Origin of the sequence: Leptospira stimsonii (genome assembly GCF_003545885.1) — a bacterium.
Taxonomy (GTDB): Bacteria; Spirochaetota; Leptospiria; order Leptospirales; family Leptospiraceae; genus Leptospira; species Leptospira stimsonii.
This window is the reverse complement of the sequence record NZ_QHCT01000007.1, coordinates 136,427-153,182: the sequence shown is the minus strand read 5'-3', so window position 1 is coordinate 153,182 and position 16,756 is coordinate 136,427. Positions and strand designations below refer to the sequence as shown.

Here is a 16,756-nt window from a genome sequence, read left to right as displayed (position 1 = left end):
TCATACACCAATTTGTTTCATTAGTTTTTTATAAAGTTCGAAATAATCCGACTGGGAGAACTCTCGAATGAGATCGTCTGGAAGATTTCCGAGGAGTTCGTCCAGATACGTCATGATTCGTTTCATCTCTTCTTTCGAAGGAGTGGTTTCACCGCCCTCACCCGCCGCGGGTTGTGTCACGGTTTGATCCGGAGTTTTGCGAAGCTCTTCCATCGGAGAAAGTTCTTCTTCGTCCGCGTATTCGTCCAAAACGATGATCATTCCGTCGTCGGGAACGGTATCCGCAGTAGGAACGATCGGAGAAGAACCGGGTTGAGAAAGTGCTACGTCTTCGTCTAAGGAACCGAAGGCGTCCAGATCGGAAGACGCCGGGAGTTCGCCAAGGATCTCGCTTAAATCCTCTCCCCCTTCTACAGGGGTTTCTGAATCGGAGAGAAGGTTCCCGAGTTCGTCTTCGGATAAGGCGATCGGTCCTTCCTCCTCTTCGTGAGAAGTCTCGGATCCATCTTCCGTAAGAATATGATCAAGCTCGTCAATCGAGAGCGCGATCGGTTCCTCGTCTTCGAGAGGAACTTCTCCCGGTTCGGAAAGAGGCGCGTCCCAATCGATTTCCGAGTCCGCTCCCGGAAAATCCTCTGACGGAGCCTCTCCGTTATCTGTGAGAAGATGGTCGAGTTCGTCCGTCGAAAGGGCAATCGGTTCTTCGTCTTCTAAAGGAACTTCTCCCGGTTCGGAAAGAGGCGCATCCCAATCGATTTCGGAATCCGCTCCCGGGAATTCTTCCTCCACACTCGCTTCCGGTTGATCCGTAAGCAAGTGATCCAACTCATCGGTGGAAAGTGCGATCGGTTCATCCGCATCTTCCGCATCCAAGATCGAAGTTTCGCTCGGCTCGAAATCGAAAGCGGAAGAATCTTCTGAATCCGTGGATTCAGTCGATAAAAGATTTCCAAGTTCATCGTCCGAAAGTGCGATCGGACCTTCGTCGTCATTCTCATCCAAAACCGTAGTTTGGCTCGGCTCGAAATCGAAAGCAGAAGAATCTTCTGCATCCGAGGATTCAGTAGATAAAAGATTTCCAAGTTCGTCGTCCGAAAGTGCGATCGGACCCTCGTCGTCATTCTCATCCAAGATCGAAGTTTGGCTCGGCTCGAAATCGAAAGCAGAAGAATCTTCTGAATCCGTGGATTCAGTCGATAAAAGATTTCCAAGTTCGTCGTCCGAAAGTGCGATCGGACCTTCGTCGTCATTCTCATCCAAAACCGTAGTTTGGCTCGGCTCGAAATCGAAAGCAGAAGAATCTTCCGCATCCGTGGATTCAGTAGATAAAAGATTTCCAAGTTCGTCGTCCGAAAGTGCGATCGGACCCTCGTCGTCTTCCAGGGAAGAAGGGCTTGTGGATTCTAACGCATCCAAATCATTCGTTGGAAGTTCAAAATCGTCCAGGGCGAAGGCGTCGTCATCGACCGTAGCCGTTTCCGAAACTTCGCCTAACTCGTCCAATTCGCTGACGGGTAAAGAAATGAGGTCGTCTTCCTCTGAGGAAGCCTCATCAAATAGAGACCCCGCTTTATCGGCTTCTTTATCATCGGAGAGAAGATTTCCGAGTTCTTCTTCGGACAGAGCGATCGGTTCGTTGTCTTCCGTCTCGTCGAGTTCCTTTATCGAATCGATCGGTTCGAATGCGAAGTCGGAATGATCCGGCGACGTTTCCTCTTCCAAACCGAATTCGTCAGGGCCGCCTAAGTCTTGTTCAACGGGAAGGGTAAAAGAATCGTCTCCGCCGAACATGGAACCGGAATCTTCCGGTAAAGTATCGTCGTGTAAAAGGTCTGAAAATCCGTCTTTACTTTCCAATTCTTCCGATCCGGAATCGTCGGAGAGAAGATTTCCGAGTTCCTCTTCGGACAAGGCGATCGGTTCGTTGTCCTCCGTTTCCAAAACGGATTCTTCCGGCGGAAGCTCGAAGTCTCCGTTTTCAAAAGAATCGGGTGCGCTTTCACCTAACGGAGAAACGTCGGATTGTATGTGATCAAGCTCATCGAGAGAAAGAGAGATCGGTTCCCCGTCCTCTTCGTCGAGGGTAAAATCCGGAGCAAAAGAAGTCGATTCTTCCCCTCCGATATCGAGATCCGGAAAAGAATCGAGGGGTTCGTTCGAGTCCTCTCCCGAGTTGTCCGCGAGTAGATTTCCGAGTTCGTCTTCGGAAAGCGCGATCGGACCTTCATCATCCGTCTCCGGTTCGTCGTGGTGGGTGATAAAATCGGGAAGTTCGTCTTCTTCCGTTTGGCGGCTGATCGGCTGTGGTGTTCGTTCACTCGGAGAACTAAGAATGTCGTCGAGTTCGTTCCCGCTCAATGAGATCGGTCCGTCCTCGTCAAGATCGTCTAACGTATCGAGCGAAGGAGAACCCCAATCCGTTTTGTCATCGGAATCTAAGATCCCGTCGAGTTCGGATCCGGAAAGCGCGATCGATTCTTCTTCTCCGGCGTCGGGATGAGAGAAATCCGCGAGAGGGGATTCCGTAGCTCCGATCGCACCGAGTTCGTCTTCGGAAAGAGAAATTGGTCCTTCTTCTTCGTTTAAAAAATCGTCTTCGTCAAAGGAAAGATCTCCGTGATCAAGTCCTTCCTGTTGTTCGTCTTCGACGTGAAAGTCTTGTAAGGAGAAATCGGGTTTGACTCCTTGCAGATCGTCTTCGTGAAGAGAAATCGGACCTTCGTCGTCTAAATCCGTTAAACCGAAATCTTCCAGATCGTCCAATTCTTCTCCGAAGCTGATCGCATCCGGCTCTTCGGTAAGATAGCTGTCGAGTTCCGAAAAATCCTGATCGGAAGTTTCATTCTCATCCGCCGGGATAAAAAAGGAATCGTCGGATTCCAATTGGGAAAGATTGGCTTTGTTCGGTTTTGAAATTTCGCTGATGTCTAATAATTTATCTATTTCTGCGTCTATGAGTGGATCGGTTAATTCCAGATCCAGAGAATCGTCCCCGCTTGTATCGTTCGAAGAACTTTCTTCGGGGTGAAAGGAAAAGTCGTTTTCGAAGCTGGAAGAATAGTCTTCTCCCGAACTCGCAACGAGGCTTTCTAACGGATCGGCTTCGATCGATAAGTCGTCTAATCCGCTTTTGGAAGCGGATTCCGGTTCACCGGAAGCGAGCATAGAATCGATATCATCGAACTGCAATTCGTCCATACCGGAATCCTGGTCTCCTCCACCGGGAGCGTTATCGTCCTTTATCATGTCGTAGTCTTCCGCCATCTTCCTCTATCATTCTTTCAATTCGATGACCTGACCGTCCAGGATTTCACGGTTCAAGTCCGGTTGCGTCTGCGAAGGTTTTTTAAAGCCGCCCGCGATCTTCAATAAGTCCTCTAAGGTATCTCCCTGTTTGAGACGATAGACTCCGGGATTTTGAACGTTCCCACGAATCGCCGCGGAAATACTTTCCGGTTCGAAGAGACTCCGAACCCAATCCTGGTTTCTTCTCAAAAGATAACCTATGCTTACAAATAACACCAATAAGCCGATGATTCGGATCGTTGTTCTCATAAAGCTTCCGATCCCAATTCTCCATTGTATTCGGAGAAAAGGGAATCTCTGCTACTATTTTCGGATCGGAGGACCCCTAAAAGTTAGCGCGATGCGACTAAAATTCGGGTTTTTGCTTTTTGGAGGAGAAGATTTTTAGAATCGGAAGGGGGAAGTTTTTCAACTTCGGAGAGATTTTTTTGCTCAGCTTGGAGATCGATGTCTTCCTTCAGAGCGCCGTGATCGGTAAGAATGCTGATGGAATTTTCCTTCACTTCGATAAACCCGCCTTCAACGGAGAGAACTTTGACTTTTTCCCCCTTGCGGATTTCGAGTACGCCGATCCCAAGAACGGCTACCAGAGGAGCGTGGTTGGGAAGGATTCCGAAAAATCCTTCGCTACCCGGAACGACCAGAGAATCCACCTCTCCCTTATAGAGGATCTTTTCGGGAGAGATTACGGATACGTTCAGTTTATTCGCGGACATTTCCGATTATCCTTTGTATCCTTTCGCTTTTTCGATCGCGTCGTCGATGGATCCAACCATGTAGAACGCTTGCTCGGGAAGGTGATCGTAGTTTCCGGAAATCACTTCTTTGAAAGAACGAACGGTGTCGGCGAGTTTTACGTATTTTCCAGGAGCTCCGGTAAATACTTCCGCGACGTGGAAAGGTTGAGATAAGAATTTTTCTATCTTTCTCGCTCTCGCTACAAGAACCTTGTCGTCTTCGGAAAGTTCGTCCATACCTAAGATCGCGATGATATCTTGCAGATCCTTGTATCTTTGAAGAATTCTTTGCACTTCCCGTGCAACGGTGTAGTGCTCTTCTCCAAGAACTTGCGCGTTCATCACGCGAGAAGTAGAATCGAGCGGATCCACCGCAGGATAAATCCCTTTATCGGAGATCGCACGAGAAAGAACCGTAGTCGCATCCAAGTGAGCGAACGCGTTTGCGGGAGCGGGGTCGGTCAAGTCGTCCGCAGGAACGTAGATCGCCTGAACGGAAGTGATCGAACCTTTTTTAGTGGAAGTAATCCTTTCTTGAAGTGCACCCATTTCCGTGGAAAGAGTCGGCTGATAACCTACGGCGGAAGGCATCCGTCCCAAGAGAGCCGATACTTCGGAACCTGCTTGAGAGAATCGGAAGATGTTATCCACGAAAAGAAGGACGTCGGTTCCGATGGAATCGCGGAAGTGTTCCGCCATCGTAAGAGCGGATAACGCAACACGAAGACGAGCGCCGGGAGGCTCGTTCATCTGACCGTAACAAAGAACGGTCTTGTCGATAACCCCGGATTCTTTCATCTCTCTCCAAAGGTCGTTTCCTTCCCGAGTTCTTTCCCCTACTCCGGCGAATACGGAGAAACCACCGTGTTGTTTTGCGATGTTGTTGATGAGCTCTTGGATGAGGACCGTTTTACCAACCCCGGCACCGCCGAAAAGACCGGTCTTTCCACCCTTTATGTAAGGAGCGAGAAGATCGATGACCTTGATTCCTGTTTCGAAAACTTCCGTTTTGGAAGTGAGTTCGTCGAAAGCGGGAGCCGGTCTATGAATCGGACGAGTTTCTTTTACTGTGATCGCAGGACCTTCGTCGATTGTTTTCCCGAGAACGTTGAAGATTCTTCCCAGAGTCGCTTCTCCGACGGGAACGCTGATCGGTTTTCCGGTGTTCGTCACTTCTTGACCGCGGATCAAACCGTCCGTAGAGGAAAGAGCGATCGCGCGCACCGCTTTTCCGCCGATATGAGTCTGCACTTCCGCGATGATCGTTTCTTTTTTTCCGGAAACGGTAGCCTCGATTTCTAGTGCGTTATAAATTTCAGGAAGTTCTCCGCCTTCGAACTCGATGTCCAAAACGGATCCGATGATCTGCTTGATTTTACCTTTATTCATCCAAGTCGCTCCAATACGATGTGATTAGTTCAGTGAGTCCGCTCCGGCAACAATCTCAGAAATTTCCTGAGTAATTTTTGCCTGTCTTACACGGTTGTATCCGCGAGTGAGCAGTTTGATCATTTCCGAAGCCGCGTCCGTCGCGGACTTCATCGCAATTCTTCTTGCAATCTGCTCGGAGCAATTGGCTTCGAGGATCGCCTTTAAGAATGCGGTCTTTACGACAAGAGGAAGTAGCGATTCGAGAACAAGCGCAGGGCTCGGCTCGTATGCGATCATGTCGTTTACGTTTCCATCTTTCGACACTTCGAACGGAAGCACTCTGGTCACTTCCGGTTTTTGTGACGCGGAAGAATAATAAACCGTAGATGCGATTTCCACCGCGTCCACTTCTTCCTTAGCGAATAATTCCAAAAAGAGATTCGCGAATTCTTCGGCTTCCTTGTATCCGGCCTTGTCGTCGATGTGAGTGAAAGTCTTTTCGGCCTTCTCACCCGCAAATCGGAAAAAGGAGATCCCCTTCTTCCCGACGATAAAGAGTCTTACACCAACCCCTTCCTTCTTCCATTCTGTGACCTTCGCTTTCGCAAGTCTGTTTACGTTGGAATTGTATCCTCCGCAGAGACCTCGATTCGCGGTGATCACGAGAAGAGCTACGTTCTTAATCTTGTCCGGTCTTCTTAAGTAAGGGCTGTGAACGACTCCGCTCAGAGACGCGAGAGAAGACACAAGCTCCTTGATCTTATTGGAAAAAGGATGAGAAGCGTTCACCCGATCGCTGATCTTTTTGGACTTGGCCGTCGAGACCATTTCCATCGTCCGGGTGATCTTTCTCGTGTTCTTGACCGAGGTGATTCTTTTCTTTATTTCCCTTGGAGTTGCCAAAGCGAACCTCTATCTCAGTGCTTTCTTAAGAATTCTTCAGCGATTGCGCTTAGAACTTCGCCGAGTTTTTCTTCGTCGGAGATTTTCTTTTCTTTGCGGATTGCTTCCAAAACTTCGCTGTATTTTTCTTTGATCGTGGTTAAGAGAAATTTACCGTATTCCTGAACTTTCGCCACAGGAATCTTATCCATAAAACCGCGAGTCACCGCGAAAATTTCCACAACTTGTTCTTCTACCGGGAACGGAGAAGATACCGGTTGTTTGAGCATTTGTACGATTCGATTCCCACGATCGAGCTGTGCTTGTGTAGCAGGATCGAGCTCGGTTCCGAGCTGAGCGAATGCTTCCAAGTCGCGGAACTGTGCGAGTTCGAGTTTCATCTTTCCGGCTACTTGTTTCATCGCTTTGATCTGCGCCGCAGAACCGACCCGGGAAACCGAAATCCCTACGTCTACCGCAGGACGGTTACCGGATGCGAACAAGTTGGACTGAAGATAAATCTGTCCGTCCGTAATTGAAATTACGTTTGTAGGAATGTAAGCGGAAACCTCACCTTCCTGAGTCTCGATGATAGGAAGTGCAGTCAAAGAACCCGCGCCGTATTTGTCGTCGAGTTTCGCCGCTCTCTCGAGAAGTCTGGAGTGAAGATAGAATACGTCTCCTGGATACGCTTCCCGACCCGGAGGGCGACGAAGAAGAAGAGACATCTGACGATAAGCAACCGCTTGTTTCGAAAGGTCATCGTAAACTACGAGGGTCGCTTTCTTTTCGTTATACATAAAGTATTCCGCCATACTACATCCTGAATAAGGAGCGATGTATTGAAGCGGAGCGGGTTCCGCGGCGGTTGCGGAAACTACGATCGTATATTCGAGAGCGCCTTTGTTGCGGAGCATTTCCACGGTGGAAGCCACAGTGGACGCTTTCTGACCGATCGCCACGTAAACGCAGACAACACCGGTTCCTTTTTGATTGATGATTGTATCGAGGGCGATGGAAGTTTTTCCGGTTCCACGGTCACCGATGATCAACTCTCTCTGACCGCGCCCTACTGGAATCATCGCGTCGATCGCTTTGATACCGGTTTGCATCGGCTCGCCGACGGGTTGTCTCATCGCGATTCCAGGTGCTGGAGATTCCACCGGTCTCGTGAGCTTTGCGTTGATCGGACCCTTTCCGTCGAGGGGTTCACCTAACGGGTTTACTACGCGACCGAGAAGTTCAGGACCTACCGGAACTTCGAGAATTCGGTTGGTTCTTTTTACGGTGAATCCTTCTTGGATTTCGAGGTAGTTTCCGTAAACGACCACACCCACCGAATTTTCTTCGAGGTTGAACGCCTGTCCGAAGATTCCGTTTTGAAATTCCACCATCTCACCGGACATCACATTCTTGAGTCCGTATACTCTGGCGATTCCGTCTCCGATTTCTAAAACCGTACCGACTTCTTCGACACTGAGATCTTTCTTATAATTTAAAATTTCCTGTTTGAGAACGGACGTGATTTCGTCTGTTTTAATTTTCATAGATGGCTCCAACCGGTAATTTCTTTTCCAGCATGGCTTTCTTGATTTCCTTGAGCTGGGAAGCGATTGACTTTTCGATTTTTAAGTCATTGAATTTTACGACAAATCCACCCAGAAGAGTTTTATCTTCTGTAGCTTCCAGAATGAATTCTGATTTGAATCTTTCCGTAAGAATGGATCCGAGTTTGGTAAGTTGAGAAGGTTCTAAAGAAGGATAACTTCTTACTTGCGCACGAACTCTTCCTTTCTTCTTATCCAGCTCTTCTGTGAATTGTTTTTGGATCTCGGGAAGACTAATGAATCTTCCTTTGTTTAAAAGCACTCCGAGAAAATTCAGAGTTATTTCCGATACTTTCCCCCGGAGATTTTTTACAAGAATCGCTTCTTTTTCCTCGATCGAAACGACCGGAGAAAGAAAGAAATTCCTGACCTTATCTTCTTGAAAAAGGAGCTGAACTAAATCCGCGAGTTCCTGTTCCACTTCTTCCGGGGCATTGCTTGCTCCCAAAAGGGCGGACGCGTATATTTTCGAGACACCGGAGTCGTTCATTGTTTATGCGCTCAATTTTTTGAGTTGTTCTAGTTCTTTTTCAACAAAAGCTTTGTAGTCTTCGGCCTTCAGTTGTTTTTCAAGAACCTTGCTTGCAACGGAGATACTCATCTCGACTATCTGTGATTGCAATTGTTCCAAAGCCTTTCCTTTAGCAAGTTCGATCTCTTTCACTGCCTGATCTTTCTGAGCCTTCACTTCCGAATTGGTTTCTTCGAGAAGTTTGTTCTTCAGTTTCAGCGCATCCGACTTGGCTTCCGCAATGATCGCGTTCGCCTCATCTTTGGCAGAGTTCAACCTAGCTTCGTAATCCTTCAGGAGAGCTTCCGCTTCCGAACGGAGTTCTGAGGCCTTTTTGATGTCGTTCTGAACGGTTTCCGCTCTTTCATCGAGCGCCTTCAGAATTACATCCCAGGCAAACTTTTTCAGAACTAAGACTACGACTAGAAAGGTAACCAGAGTCCAGACTACCAGACCCGGGTTTACATCTAGGAGGCTTAATCCCTTAGCAGCTAAGAGTACCAAGTTTTACTTTCCTTTTTCTTCAGTAGCAGGTGCGGAAGCTTTTGTTTGGAATTCAACAGTAGCTTTCAAACCTTCGTTCAGAGTTCCCGCCGCTTGAAAAGCGATCACGAGAGCGAACAGAGCGGCACCTTCGATCAAGGCTGCAGCGATAATCATTGCAGTTTGAATCTTACCACCAGCTTCTGGTTGTCTTGAAATTCCTTCAGTAGCAGAACCACCGATTCTTCCGATTCCGAGTGCCGCTCCGAGAATTGCGACTCCTGCGGCGATTCCTACACCAATATATCCTAATCCAAATTCCATATTGCTCATTGCCTCCTGTGTTTATTGCAATATTCTACAATCAATGCCTATGCATGCTCAATCCCACGAATAAGGAAGTAAGCAAAACGAAAATGTATGCCTGGAGAAAAGCTACGAAGATCTCCAAAACATAAATCAAACCGGAACCGATCACCGAAACGGGAACGATTCCCCAAGATTGAAACTGAAAGATAAAACCCATCAGAGCGAGAATGATAACGTGTCCAGCGGTCATGTTTGCCAAAAGACGCACGGTAAGTGCGAAGGTTTTCGCCAACGGAGAAACGATAAATTCGAGAGGCCACATGATCAAATAAAGCGGAAGAGGAACTCCGTTTGGAACCGAATGCCAAATAAATTTCGGTCCTTGATAGATAAAACCGGCGCTGTAGATCAAGAGCATCGTAAGAAGCGCGAGAGTCATCGTTACCGAGATATCGCCGGTAACCGTAATTCCACTCCAGAGCTTGGCTACGAGAGGCATATTGTGGTGATCTACGTGAATGATTCCCGCAGATTCTCCCGCAACCGCGATCAGTTCTCCTACGGGAGGAACAAGTCCCATCAAATTACAAAAGAGAATAAAGAAGAATAACGTGAAGATGTAGTGATAGTATCCGTGACCGTGTCCATGCATACTTTCATCCACGATGTCTTTTTTGAGAAAGTTGACGAAGACTTCCACCATGTTGGCAAAACGAGACTGAACCTTGAGTGGATTTTTTGCGATGATACGAGCGGCAGGAATAAAAATCAGAAAAAGAAGAAGAGCTACGATCCACATCATCGTGACACGTTTTGTGATGTGCATGTCGAACCCGCCGACGTAGTGAAACCGTTTGCCGGTTTCGTGATCGGTGAAGATGGACGCGTTCTTCGGATCAAAGCCGGATTGTCCTTCGAATACCTGAACCCCGCCTACGTTAAAAGGAAACTCGGGGTTGTCCATCAAGTGATGGACGATGACTTCATTCAGATCAAAGGTTTCGTGAGAAGATTCCTCGGACGCAAAGATAGGGAATTGAAGTAATACAACTAAGAACGCAAAGAAGATTAACTTTTTTGTCATAAAAGAAGTCTGGTTTAGATTCATTTTTCGAGTCAAAAAGCGGAACGCTGTAATACGAACCACTGGCACAGAATTGGCGACATTCCGGTTTTCTTTTTATTGCAACGGGATCCGGAAGATTCAGCTCGCGAATACAACTATTAGAAAGTGGCTGAAATGGGCAATAAAAAAACCAATTATAAAATCAGAACCATCGTTCTGTGAAACTCCTATCCAAAGACCGATTCCGTTGCAAAAGAATGAGACTGCCATAATGCCCATCTGAATATTTACGCCGTTTTTGGGATATTTGAGAATCGCAAAGATCTTGAGGAGATAAAAAGGAAAGAGTAAGAATAGCGCGAGAATACTTCCGGAAAGAAATTTCCGTTCCGGAAAACAGACTTCGAAGACTAGGACCAAAACGAGAGTCAGGGTAAAAAGTCCGATGAGATATTTCTTCCAGTTCATCTTTGTCGTTTCCTTTGAAGAGGAGCCTCTCGCAAGAAAGACTTTCCCTTTGCTCTCGTATATTAGAATTTTATTTCTAAGAAGAGAATGTCCGAGAAAACTAAGATTCTTCTGAAAATCCGATGAAGGAGTTCCTACTTTTTTCATTGATTCGAACAAAGGAACACCGTTGCGATTTGATACGACGAAGCTACCTCAAACGAGCGTTTCGAACAAAAGAATCGAACCCTTCGAAAGAAAATGTGAGAGTTCCTACTTTTTTAGAAAGGCCTCTCGTTCTCGCAAGGAACGATTCTTTATAAAAGGGCGCGCCGAGAAGATTTGTTTCAAAGAGAGGATATCGTAGCTTAGAAAAAGAAGGAGTTCCTACCTTTTTCGTTTTTCAAAAGAGCAAATGACTCACGATTCTTGCAAAATTCTTATTTCGAATTTTCTTCCCGGGGAATCAAAGAAGGATCCAAAGCAGGACCTTCCCAGAGCATTCTTATAAAATCCGGATCGGAACGAAAGGCATTGAAATCAGAGTCATTCTCGAATTCGACCGTTTCCTTTCCGAGAAAAAGGGCGATCTTCATATATTGGAGCATTTCCTGTTTGTTCCCGTTAAGAGCGTGAAGACAGGCAAAGTTGAAAGCAAGTCTCGCATCGGTAATCGGATTGGGAATCAACCGTTGAATCAGAGGAACAAATTGAGAATCCCTCGTCTGTCCGGTGAAAGCGAGAAGATCAGCGGCAAAGTATTCTCTCGCGGAATAGACATTCTTCGATTTGATCCCTTCCAGTGTCGCCTCCCCGATGCCGAAAAACGAAACCGTCTCCTGAAAAATTCTCGCGACCCAAGAAGCCTTTTCAAATTCCTTTTTTGCCAAAGAATCATGGAATCGCCTCGCGCTCTCAAAGAGAATAAAATTCCTCAAAGTTTCTCGAAGCTCGACCGAGTCCTCCGAAGAGGATTTCAAAAAGTGGAGGATTTTTTTCTCCCGTTCTTCTCGACTTTCTGGTTTTCCCGTTTCGATTCCATTCATCACTTCCACCCAACGTTCTTGTCGATCCCTCTGCGCGAAAGAAAGACAATTCCATTCTAAGAGAATACAAAGGAGAAGGAGAGAAGTTCGAAATGATTTCATAAACATAGGTCTGCCGTATTCGTATGACAAAGCTTCCCGAGAAATTTACACGTTTTTTAAAAGAAGAGATATCTTTTTTCGATTCTTAAGGATAAAAAACCTCCTAAAAAAAGGAGGCCGGAGTTCCGTCCAAAACAAGATTATAAGATAGAACTTTAGAAAAGAAGAATTTTCTGATATAGAAGCCCTTCGTGGAAGGAAGTCCTACTTTTTGAGAGTGGTTCGATAGATAATGTAATAGATTCCGTAGGAAAACCCGAGAAGACAGGCTACGAGGAGACCGAAAGGAGAAGAATGAAACTTTCCGTCCAAAAAATTTCCGAGATAAACGGAACCTAAGACGATCACGCCGAATTCCATTCCCAAACCCGCAAATTCCCAAGGGGAAACTTCTTTCTCCGGAGGTTTGGATTCTTTCTGAAATCCGGAAGGATCCTTCTCTTTGTCGGAAGGTTCTAAATTCTTCTCCGCCATCGGCTTTATCTTAAAATCTTTCCGATTCGATTCCAGCGAATTTCCATTCTCCAGAGTCGATACCGTAAGGTTCTTTCGATCCAGCCGGCCTTGCTCTCTTCTCTCGCAAGACCGATTTCCGTTGGATGACAATTTTTCACGAGTTCTTCGCCTTGGTATCGTTCCGCAAATTCCGGACCTTTTTCGGCGAGTTCTTTTCCACTCTTGTATTCGCAGACGTTGTCTTTCCAGTTGATGGAAAAATAAATCACGAGCGCTTTTCCAAGTATGTCTTCTCTTTTTACAAAACCCCAGGCTCGCGAATCGTGAGAATCGTCTCGATTGTCCCCCACGACCATGTATTGATTTTCCGGAATTTCACAACCGATGGAAAAATTACATTCATAACCGTCGAGGCGCTTTCGATCTTCTTCGTAACCTTCTAAGACGAAGTGTTCAAAACCGGGTTTCTTTTCTAAAAATAAGGACCGTGTCGGAGCGTAGAGATTGTCGAGATCTCCTAGCAATTCTCCCTCTTCTACTTCCACCGGATCGTAACCTTGGAATGTATCCGATCCCTTTTCTTTGTACTCGATGACGGAATAGTTTACGTTTCCTTTTTTGGTGGAAAGAAATTTAGAGCTGATCCGAATCGTGTCTCCCGGAAGACCGATGACTCGTTTTACATAACGTTTCGCGAAGAATCCGTCGCGGGTATCGCCGAGATTGAGCGCTCTTTGGGGAGGAGCGAACGTAACGATGTCGCCTCGTTTCGGATTATCGATCCGAAAGAGCTCTGCTTCGGTAAAAGGCATTCGAATCGAGTATCTCATCTTGTTTACGAAGAGAAAATCTCCGATTTTTAGGGTCGGAATCATCGATCCAGAAGGGATATTATTCGCGTCCAAAACCGAGGATTTGAAGGCAAAGACCAGAATCACGATGAGAATAAAGGATAAAGTAGAGCTAAGAGGAGATTCTTCTCCATGGGAGGAATCTTTTGTTTTTACCTCGGGTTCCAGGTTCATAGGGAAAGCAAAAAGAATCTCTCCTCAGTTGTCAATCCAGCCTTAAAAATTCTATCGGTTTTTCAAAAATCACCGATACTTTCTATGTGAAAGAGCAGATAGACCGTAAACTCATCGAACTCAGAAGAACCCTCGTTTCTCTCACCGATCAGTACCCGATCTGCGGGTTGAAGGGCGGGACCGAAACGGAGGACATGGACGCGGATGAAATCCGAATTCTCCATCTGGTAGCCAAGGACCTGGTTCCGGTTACGGTGAAGATCGGCGGGCCCGAGGCGAGGACGGATATCAGAATGCTCGTCAAAGAGGAGATCGAAGGAATCTGCGCTCCTATGATCGAATCTTCTTACGCACTCAAAAATTTTATACAAACTCTCAAAAGTATGCTCACACCGGTGAACTACGGAAAAGTTTCCAAATCGATCAACTTGGAAACGATCACGGGTTATAAGAATCTGATCGAAATTGCGGATTCCCGTCCATTCGAGGACTTGGATCAAGTGACCGCGGCGCGTTCGGATCTTTCGGCTTCCATGGGTCTGATCCCGGACGATGAGGAAGTGATGCGAGTCACGAAGAATATCGTCTATCTTTCCAGAGAAAGAGGAAAGAGAACTTCCGTAGGCGGGACGATCACAAAATCGAATTTCAGAAAGATCTCCGAAATCATAGGACCGGATCTGATCAATTCCAGACACGTTGTCGTAAACGTCGCGGAATCGATGAAGAAGAATCCGGAGGAAGTCGCGGAAGCGATGTTGTTCTTTGAGATCGAACTCTACGACCTCTTCTCTGTTTTAAAACCCGAAAAGGCTTTCTCCTATAAAAATCGAATGGAAACCAATCGGGAAAGAATCGGGGCAAGAAAGGTTCTTTACTCGATCCGATAAGAATGGCGAAGGATACTCGAGATCTAATCTTAAAAACCTCCCTGAAACTTTTTTCGGAACAGGGATATCACGGAACCACGATGAGACAGGTCGCCTCGAAGGCTGGAATGTCTCTCGGTCTCGCGTATCGATACTTCGATTCCAAAGAGGCGATTTTGGAAGGGATCATAGAATCACATGATAAAATTCTAAAACGTTATATTCCGGACGAACTCGTAGCCAATTCCTCGAGGGAAGACGTGATAGCTCTCGTTTCCGAAAGTCTCATCACGCTCGTAAAGGAAAACGAAGACTATCTCCGTCTTTATTGGAATCTGATGCTCCAACCGAAGATCCACCGATTGAAACGAAGAAATATCCACCTCGTGAATATGATCTTCTTTGAGACTTCCAAAAAAACGATTCGAGTGATCAAACCGAACTACAGCGAATTTGAAATCAAAAATCTCGCGTCGACAACGATCGGTTATATGATCAACTACCTCACAAACAAAAAAGAATTCACCCTCGAGGATTTCAAAAACTACCTCGTTTATACTTTGAAGAATACGTAAACCTTCGATTCCGACTCAAGTGAGGGATTCGCAAGAAACGAGATATCCCTTTGTTATTACGGCTTTTAGGGAAATAAAATTCATCCTCCTCTTCTAAGAGATCGTTCATGAACCTTAGAAAAAAAAGAAACCTTCCTAAAGGACGTAAAGAAAAAGAGAGGACACCCGGTCAGGGAATGAAAAAAGACCAAATTCCATTTTTACTGAGAATCGATGAAAGAAGAGACTTGTCGTAGTTACGACATTTACAGTGAAAACCTCGCGCACCCCCGCCCCAATTGGGTGGAGGTGGCGGGTCCGCGGGAAAAAGTGGGAGATTGGGCTTTAGCACAAAAAAGCAATTTTCGCAAACCAAATTTTTCTCTTTTCAAGTTGTCGGAACTACGACAAACTCACGCAAAAGAGCCCGCTCTTTTTTCTCAGAGGCCGTTTTCTTTTTAGAAATAAGAGAGAAGTCATGCCACTGGGAAATGGTCGGATTCTTTTTTAACTTCGCTTCCGAACTCATTTTAGAAAGAATACAAACTTCATCGTAAGAATATAGCTTTAAAGCGGATGTTTCGTCGTGATAAAACCTTCCGATCTTTACCCGAATTTTTGAACGGAAAGGCCGGCTTCGATTTCAAGAAAATTTTATGTTCGATAGTTTGTCGGAACAATTTGATTCTGCTTCAAAAATGAATGGGAAAATTTTCCGTTTTCATTCCACCGAAAAACTCATATCGCATCCTAAGTTCGACTTCTCTAACGAAAGACGAAGACTTGCAACTAAGGAATATTCCTTGCCAGAGAATCTTTCTCCATTAGCCTCAGTCCAAGTGAAACGGATCTTATTTACAGAATTTTTTCCGGAAGGAAATTTAGAAAAATCCGTAGCGGGTCCTTGTGAAGCGCTTTTGGAGGCAGGAGAGAAACCGCCCGGACTTCCGGAGCTGGAATGGCTTTGTTCCAAGGGACTTGTCTGGATCGATCTGGATTCCACTGACGGAAGTGATCTCGATTTTCTCGCAAGAGAATGTAATTTTCATCCGCTCGCAATCGAAGATTGTATCAACAAGAATCAAAGACCAAAACTCGACGAATACGGCTCTTATATTTTTATCGTCCTCCATCACTTTCATTATGACGCAGAGAAAAAGATTCTCAGAAGCACCGAGATTCATATCTTCTTCAATGAGAAGTTCGTAGTAACGGTTCATCAAAAAGAGGAACCTCTGATCGAACAACTCAGAGCACGTTGTATGTCACAGGGAAATCCGCTTTCTCGTGGAACCGATCAGATTCTCTATCTCCTTTTTGATCAAACGGTGGATTCCAATTTTCCGATCTTGGACAAGATGAGTGAAGAAATCGTAAAGATTGAAACGCAAATTTTAGTCAATCAGGACAGCCAACAAACGATCGCAGGAATTCTTTTTCTCAAACGGAACCTAACACGCATTCGACGAGTCCTTTCCCCTCAAAGAGAAATCGTAAACAGCCTTATACGAAGGGACAGTCATTTTTTGAGCCCGAAAATACAAATCTATTTCCGGGACGTCTACGATCACCTCAGCCGTTTGTATGAAACCATCGATATGGATCGTGATCTTTTAGGCAACACGATGGACGCGTATTTTTCGGTCATTTCCCAGAGAACGAACGACGTAGTAAAAAGACTCACTCTCATCAGTTTAATCTTCATGCCTCTCACCTTTCTCACCGGTTTTTTCGGAATGAACTTCACAGCCATTCCATACGACAGCACCGCATTTCTCATCATCACCGTGTTAGGCGCGAGTCTCATTCCTCCCGGAATGATCTACTGGTTTCGAAAAAAACATTGGTTCAAAGGATAAGAATGGGTGGAAGAATTCGATCCGATTGCAAAGACGAATTTGGATTCAGAAAGGGGGATGTTTTGACTCGAGCTTCCCGATTGCATGCGTTCGGTTCCATTCTTTCAAAAACAAACGCAAACGTTT

At 45.9% G+C, this 16,756-nt stretch carries 17 protein-coding genes; 3 read left to right on the top strand and 14 right to left on the bottom strand.

The features are described 5' to 3' along the window. The 14 genes from DLM75_RS20070 to lepB form a co-directional block, all read right to left on the bottom strand. A complete protein-coding gene (locus tag DLM75_RS20070; RefSeq protein WP_167731792.1) occupies window positions 1–3,264 on the bottom strand; it encodes a midas domain-containing protein in 3,264 nt (1,087 codons plus the stop codon). Window positions 3,265–3,273: 9 nt separating this feature from the next. After that, window positions 3,274–3,555 carry an SLBB domain-containing protein gene (locus DLM75_RS20065; RefSeq protein ID WP_118970278.1) on the bottom strand — a complete coding sequence of 94 codons (282 nt, stop codon included), beginning with the start codon at window positions 3,553–3,555 and terminating at the stop codon, window positions 3,274–3,276. Between the two features lie 83 nt (window positions 3,556–3,638). Continuing rightward, window positions 3,639–4,022: an ATP synthase F1 subunit epsilon gene (gene atpC / locus DLM75_RS20060; RefSeq protein ID WP_118970277.1), complete on the bottom strand. Its 384-nt coding sequence runs from the start codon at window positions 4,020–4,022 to the stop codon at window positions 3,639–3,641. A gap of 6 nt (window positions 4,023–4,028) precedes the next feature. Further along, window positions 4,029–5,432, bottom strand: coding sequence for a F0F1 ATP synthase subunit beta (gene atpD / locus DLM75_RS20055; protein WP_118970276.1), 1,404 nt, complete (start codon window positions 5,430–5,432; stop codon window positions 4,029–4,031). A 24-nt stretch (window positions 5,433–5,456) separates the two neighbouring features. Then, window positions 5,457–6,317, bottom strand: coding sequence for an ATP synthase F1 subunit gamma (gene atpG / locus DLM75_RS20050; RefSeq protein WP_118970275.1), 861 nt, complete (start codon window positions 6,315–6,317; stop codon window positions 5,457–5,459). A 14-nt stretch (window positions 6,318–6,331) separates the two neighbouring features. Then, window positions 6,332–7,843 carry a F0F1 ATP synthase subunit alpha gene (atpA, locus tag DLM75_RS20045; protein ID WP_118970274.1) on the bottom strand — a complete coding sequence of 504 codons (1,512 nt, stop codon included), beginning with the start codon at window positions 7,841–7,843 and terminating at the stop codon, window positions 6,332–6,334. Then, window positions 7,833–8,393 (bottom strand): ATP synthase F1 subunit delta, encoded by a 561-nt coding sequence (gene atpH / locus DLM75_RS20040; protein ID WP_118970273.1) that lies wholly within the window; start codon window positions 8,391–8,393, stop codon window positions 7,833–7,835. Before atpH ends, atpA begins: the two co-directional genes overlap by 11 nt. Window positions 8,394–8,396: 3 nt before the next feature. After that, entirely contained in the window at window positions 8,397–8,918 is a 522-nt protein-coding gene (locus DLM75_RS20035) for a F0F1 ATP synthase subunit B (RefSeq protein WP_118970272.1), read from the bottom strand. A gap of 3 nt (window positions 8,919–8,921) precedes the next feature. Then, window positions 8,922–9,221 (bottom strand): ATP synthase F0 subunit C, encoded by a 300-nt coding sequence (locus tag DLM75_RS20030; RefSeq protein ID WP_069608010.1) that lies wholly within the window; start codon window positions 9,219–9,221, stop codon window positions 8,922–8,924. A gap of 40 nt (window positions 9,222–9,261) precedes the next feature. Continuing rightward, window positions 9,262–10,314 (bottom strand): F0F1 ATP synthase subunit A, encoded by a 1,053-nt coding sequence (atpB, locus tag DLM75_RS20025; protein WP_118970271.1) that lies wholly within the window; start codon window positions 10,312–10,314, stop codon window positions 9,262–9,264. Between the two features lie 96 nt (window positions 10,315–10,410). Next, window positions 10,411–10,740: a hypothetical protein gene (locus DLM75_RS20020; RefSeq protein ID WP_118970332.1), complete on the bottom strand. Its 330-nt coding sequence runs from the start codon at window positions 10,738–10,740 to the stop codon at window positions 10,411–10,413. Window positions 10,741–11,159: 419 nt separating this feature from the next. Further along, the gene (locus DLM75_RS20010) at window positions 11,160–11,867 is read right to left on the bottom strand and encodes a TPR end-of-group domain-containing protein (protein ID WP_118970269.1); all 708 of its coding nucleotides are present in this window, start codon (window positions 11,865–11,867) and stop codon (window positions 11,160–11,162) included. 204 nt (window positions 11,868–12,071) lie between these two features. Further along, window positions 12,072–12,341 carry an AtpZ/AtpI family protein gene (locus tag DLM75_RS20005; RefSeq protein WP_118970268.1) on the bottom strand — a complete coding sequence of 90 codons (270 nt, stop codon included), beginning with the start codon at window positions 12,339–12,341 and terminating at the stop codon, window positions 12,072–12,074. A 5-nt stretch (window positions 12,342–12,346) separates the two neighbouring features. After that, window positions 12,347–13,348, bottom strand: a complete 1,002-nt coding sequence (lepB, locus tag DLM75_RS20000; RefSeq protein WP_118970267.1) for a signal peptidase I — start codon at window positions 13,346–13,348, stop codon at window positions 12,347–12,349. Between the two features lie 86 nt (window positions 13,349–13,434). On the opposite strand from lepB, the gene DLM75_RS19995 reads away from it, so the two are divergent. The 3 genes from DLM75_RS19995 (at window position 13,435) to corA (ending at window position 16,630) form a co-directional block, all read left to right on the top strand. After that, complete coding sequence (locus tag DLM75_RS19995) at window positions 13,435–14,238, top strand: HpcH/HpaI aldolase family protein (RefSeq protein ID WP_118970266.1); 804 nt, start codon at window positions 13,435–13,437, stop codon at window positions 14,236–14,238. Window positions 14,239–14,240: 2 nt separating this feature from the next. Further along, window positions 14,241–14,792 carry a TetR/AcrR family transcriptional regulator gene (locus DLM75_RS19990; RefSeq protein ID WP_118970265.1) on the top strand — a complete coding sequence of 184 codons (552 nt, stop codon included), beginning with the start codon at window positions 14,241–14,243 and terminating at the stop codon, window positions 14,790–14,792. Between the two features lie 818 nt (window positions 14,793–15,610). Next, complete coding sequence (gene corA, locus DLM75_RS19985; RefSeq protein ID WP_118970331.1) at window positions 15,611–16,630, top strand: magnesium/cobalt transporter CorA; 1,020 nt, start codon at window positions 15,611–15,613, stop codon at window positions 16,628–16,630. Window positions 16,631–16,756: the final 126 nt, after the last annotated feature.

Excerpts from the sequence above, each read along its gene's own strand:
- DLM75_RS20070 (WP_167731792.1), bottom strand. The coding sequence starts at position 3,264 with ATGGCGGAAGACTACGACATGATAAAGGACGATAACGCTCCCGGTGGA.
- DLM75_RS20065 (WP_118970278.1), bottom strand. The coding sequence starts at position 3,555 with ATGAGAACAACGATCCGAATCATCGGCTTATTGGTGTTATTTGTAAGC.
- atpC (WP_118970277.1), bottom strand. The coding sequence starts at position 4,022 with ATGTCCGCGAATAAACTGAACGTATCCGTAATCTCTCCCGAAAAGATC.
- atpD (WP_118970276.1), bottom strand. The coding sequence starts at position 5,432 with ATGAATAAAGGTAAAATCAAGCAGATCATCGGATCCGTTTTGGACATC.
- atpA (WP_118970274.1), bottom strand. The coding sequence starts at position 7,843 with ATGAAAATTAAAACAGACGAAATCACGTCCGTTCTCAAACAGGAAATT.
- atpH (WP_118970273.1), bottom strand. The coding sequence starts at position 8,393 with ATGAACGACTCCGGTGTCTCGAAAATATACGCGTCCGCCCTTTTGGGA.
- DLM75_RS20030 (WP_069608010.1), bottom strand. The coding sequence starts at position 9,221 with ATGGAATTTGGATTAGGATATATTGGTGTAGGAATCGCCGCAGGAGTC.
- atpB (WP_118970271.1), bottom strand. The coding sequence starts at position 10,314 with ATGAATCTAAACCAGACTTCTTTTATGACAAAAAAGTTAATCTTCTTT.
- DLM75_RS20020 (WP_118970332.1), bottom strand. The coding sequence starts at position 10,740 with ATGAACTGGAAGAAATATCTCATCGGACTTTTTACCCTGACTCTCGTT.
- DLM75_RS20010 (WP_118970269.1), bottom strand. The coding sequence starts at position 11,867 with ATGAAATCATTTCGAACTTCTCTCCTTCTCCTTTGTATTCTCTTAGAA.
- DLM75_RS20005 (WP_118970268.1), bottom strand. The coding sequence starts at position 12,341 with ATGGCGGAGAAGAATTTAGAACCTTCCGACAAAGAGAAGGATCCTTCC.
- lepB (WP_118970267.1), bottom strand. The coding sequence starts at position 13,348 with ATGAACCTGGAACCCGAGGTAAAAACAAAAGATTCCTCCCATGGAGAA.
- DLM75_RS19990 (WP_118970265.1), top strand. The coding sequence starts at position 14,241 with ATGGCGAAGGATACTCGAGATCTAATCTTAAAAACCTCCCTGAAACTT.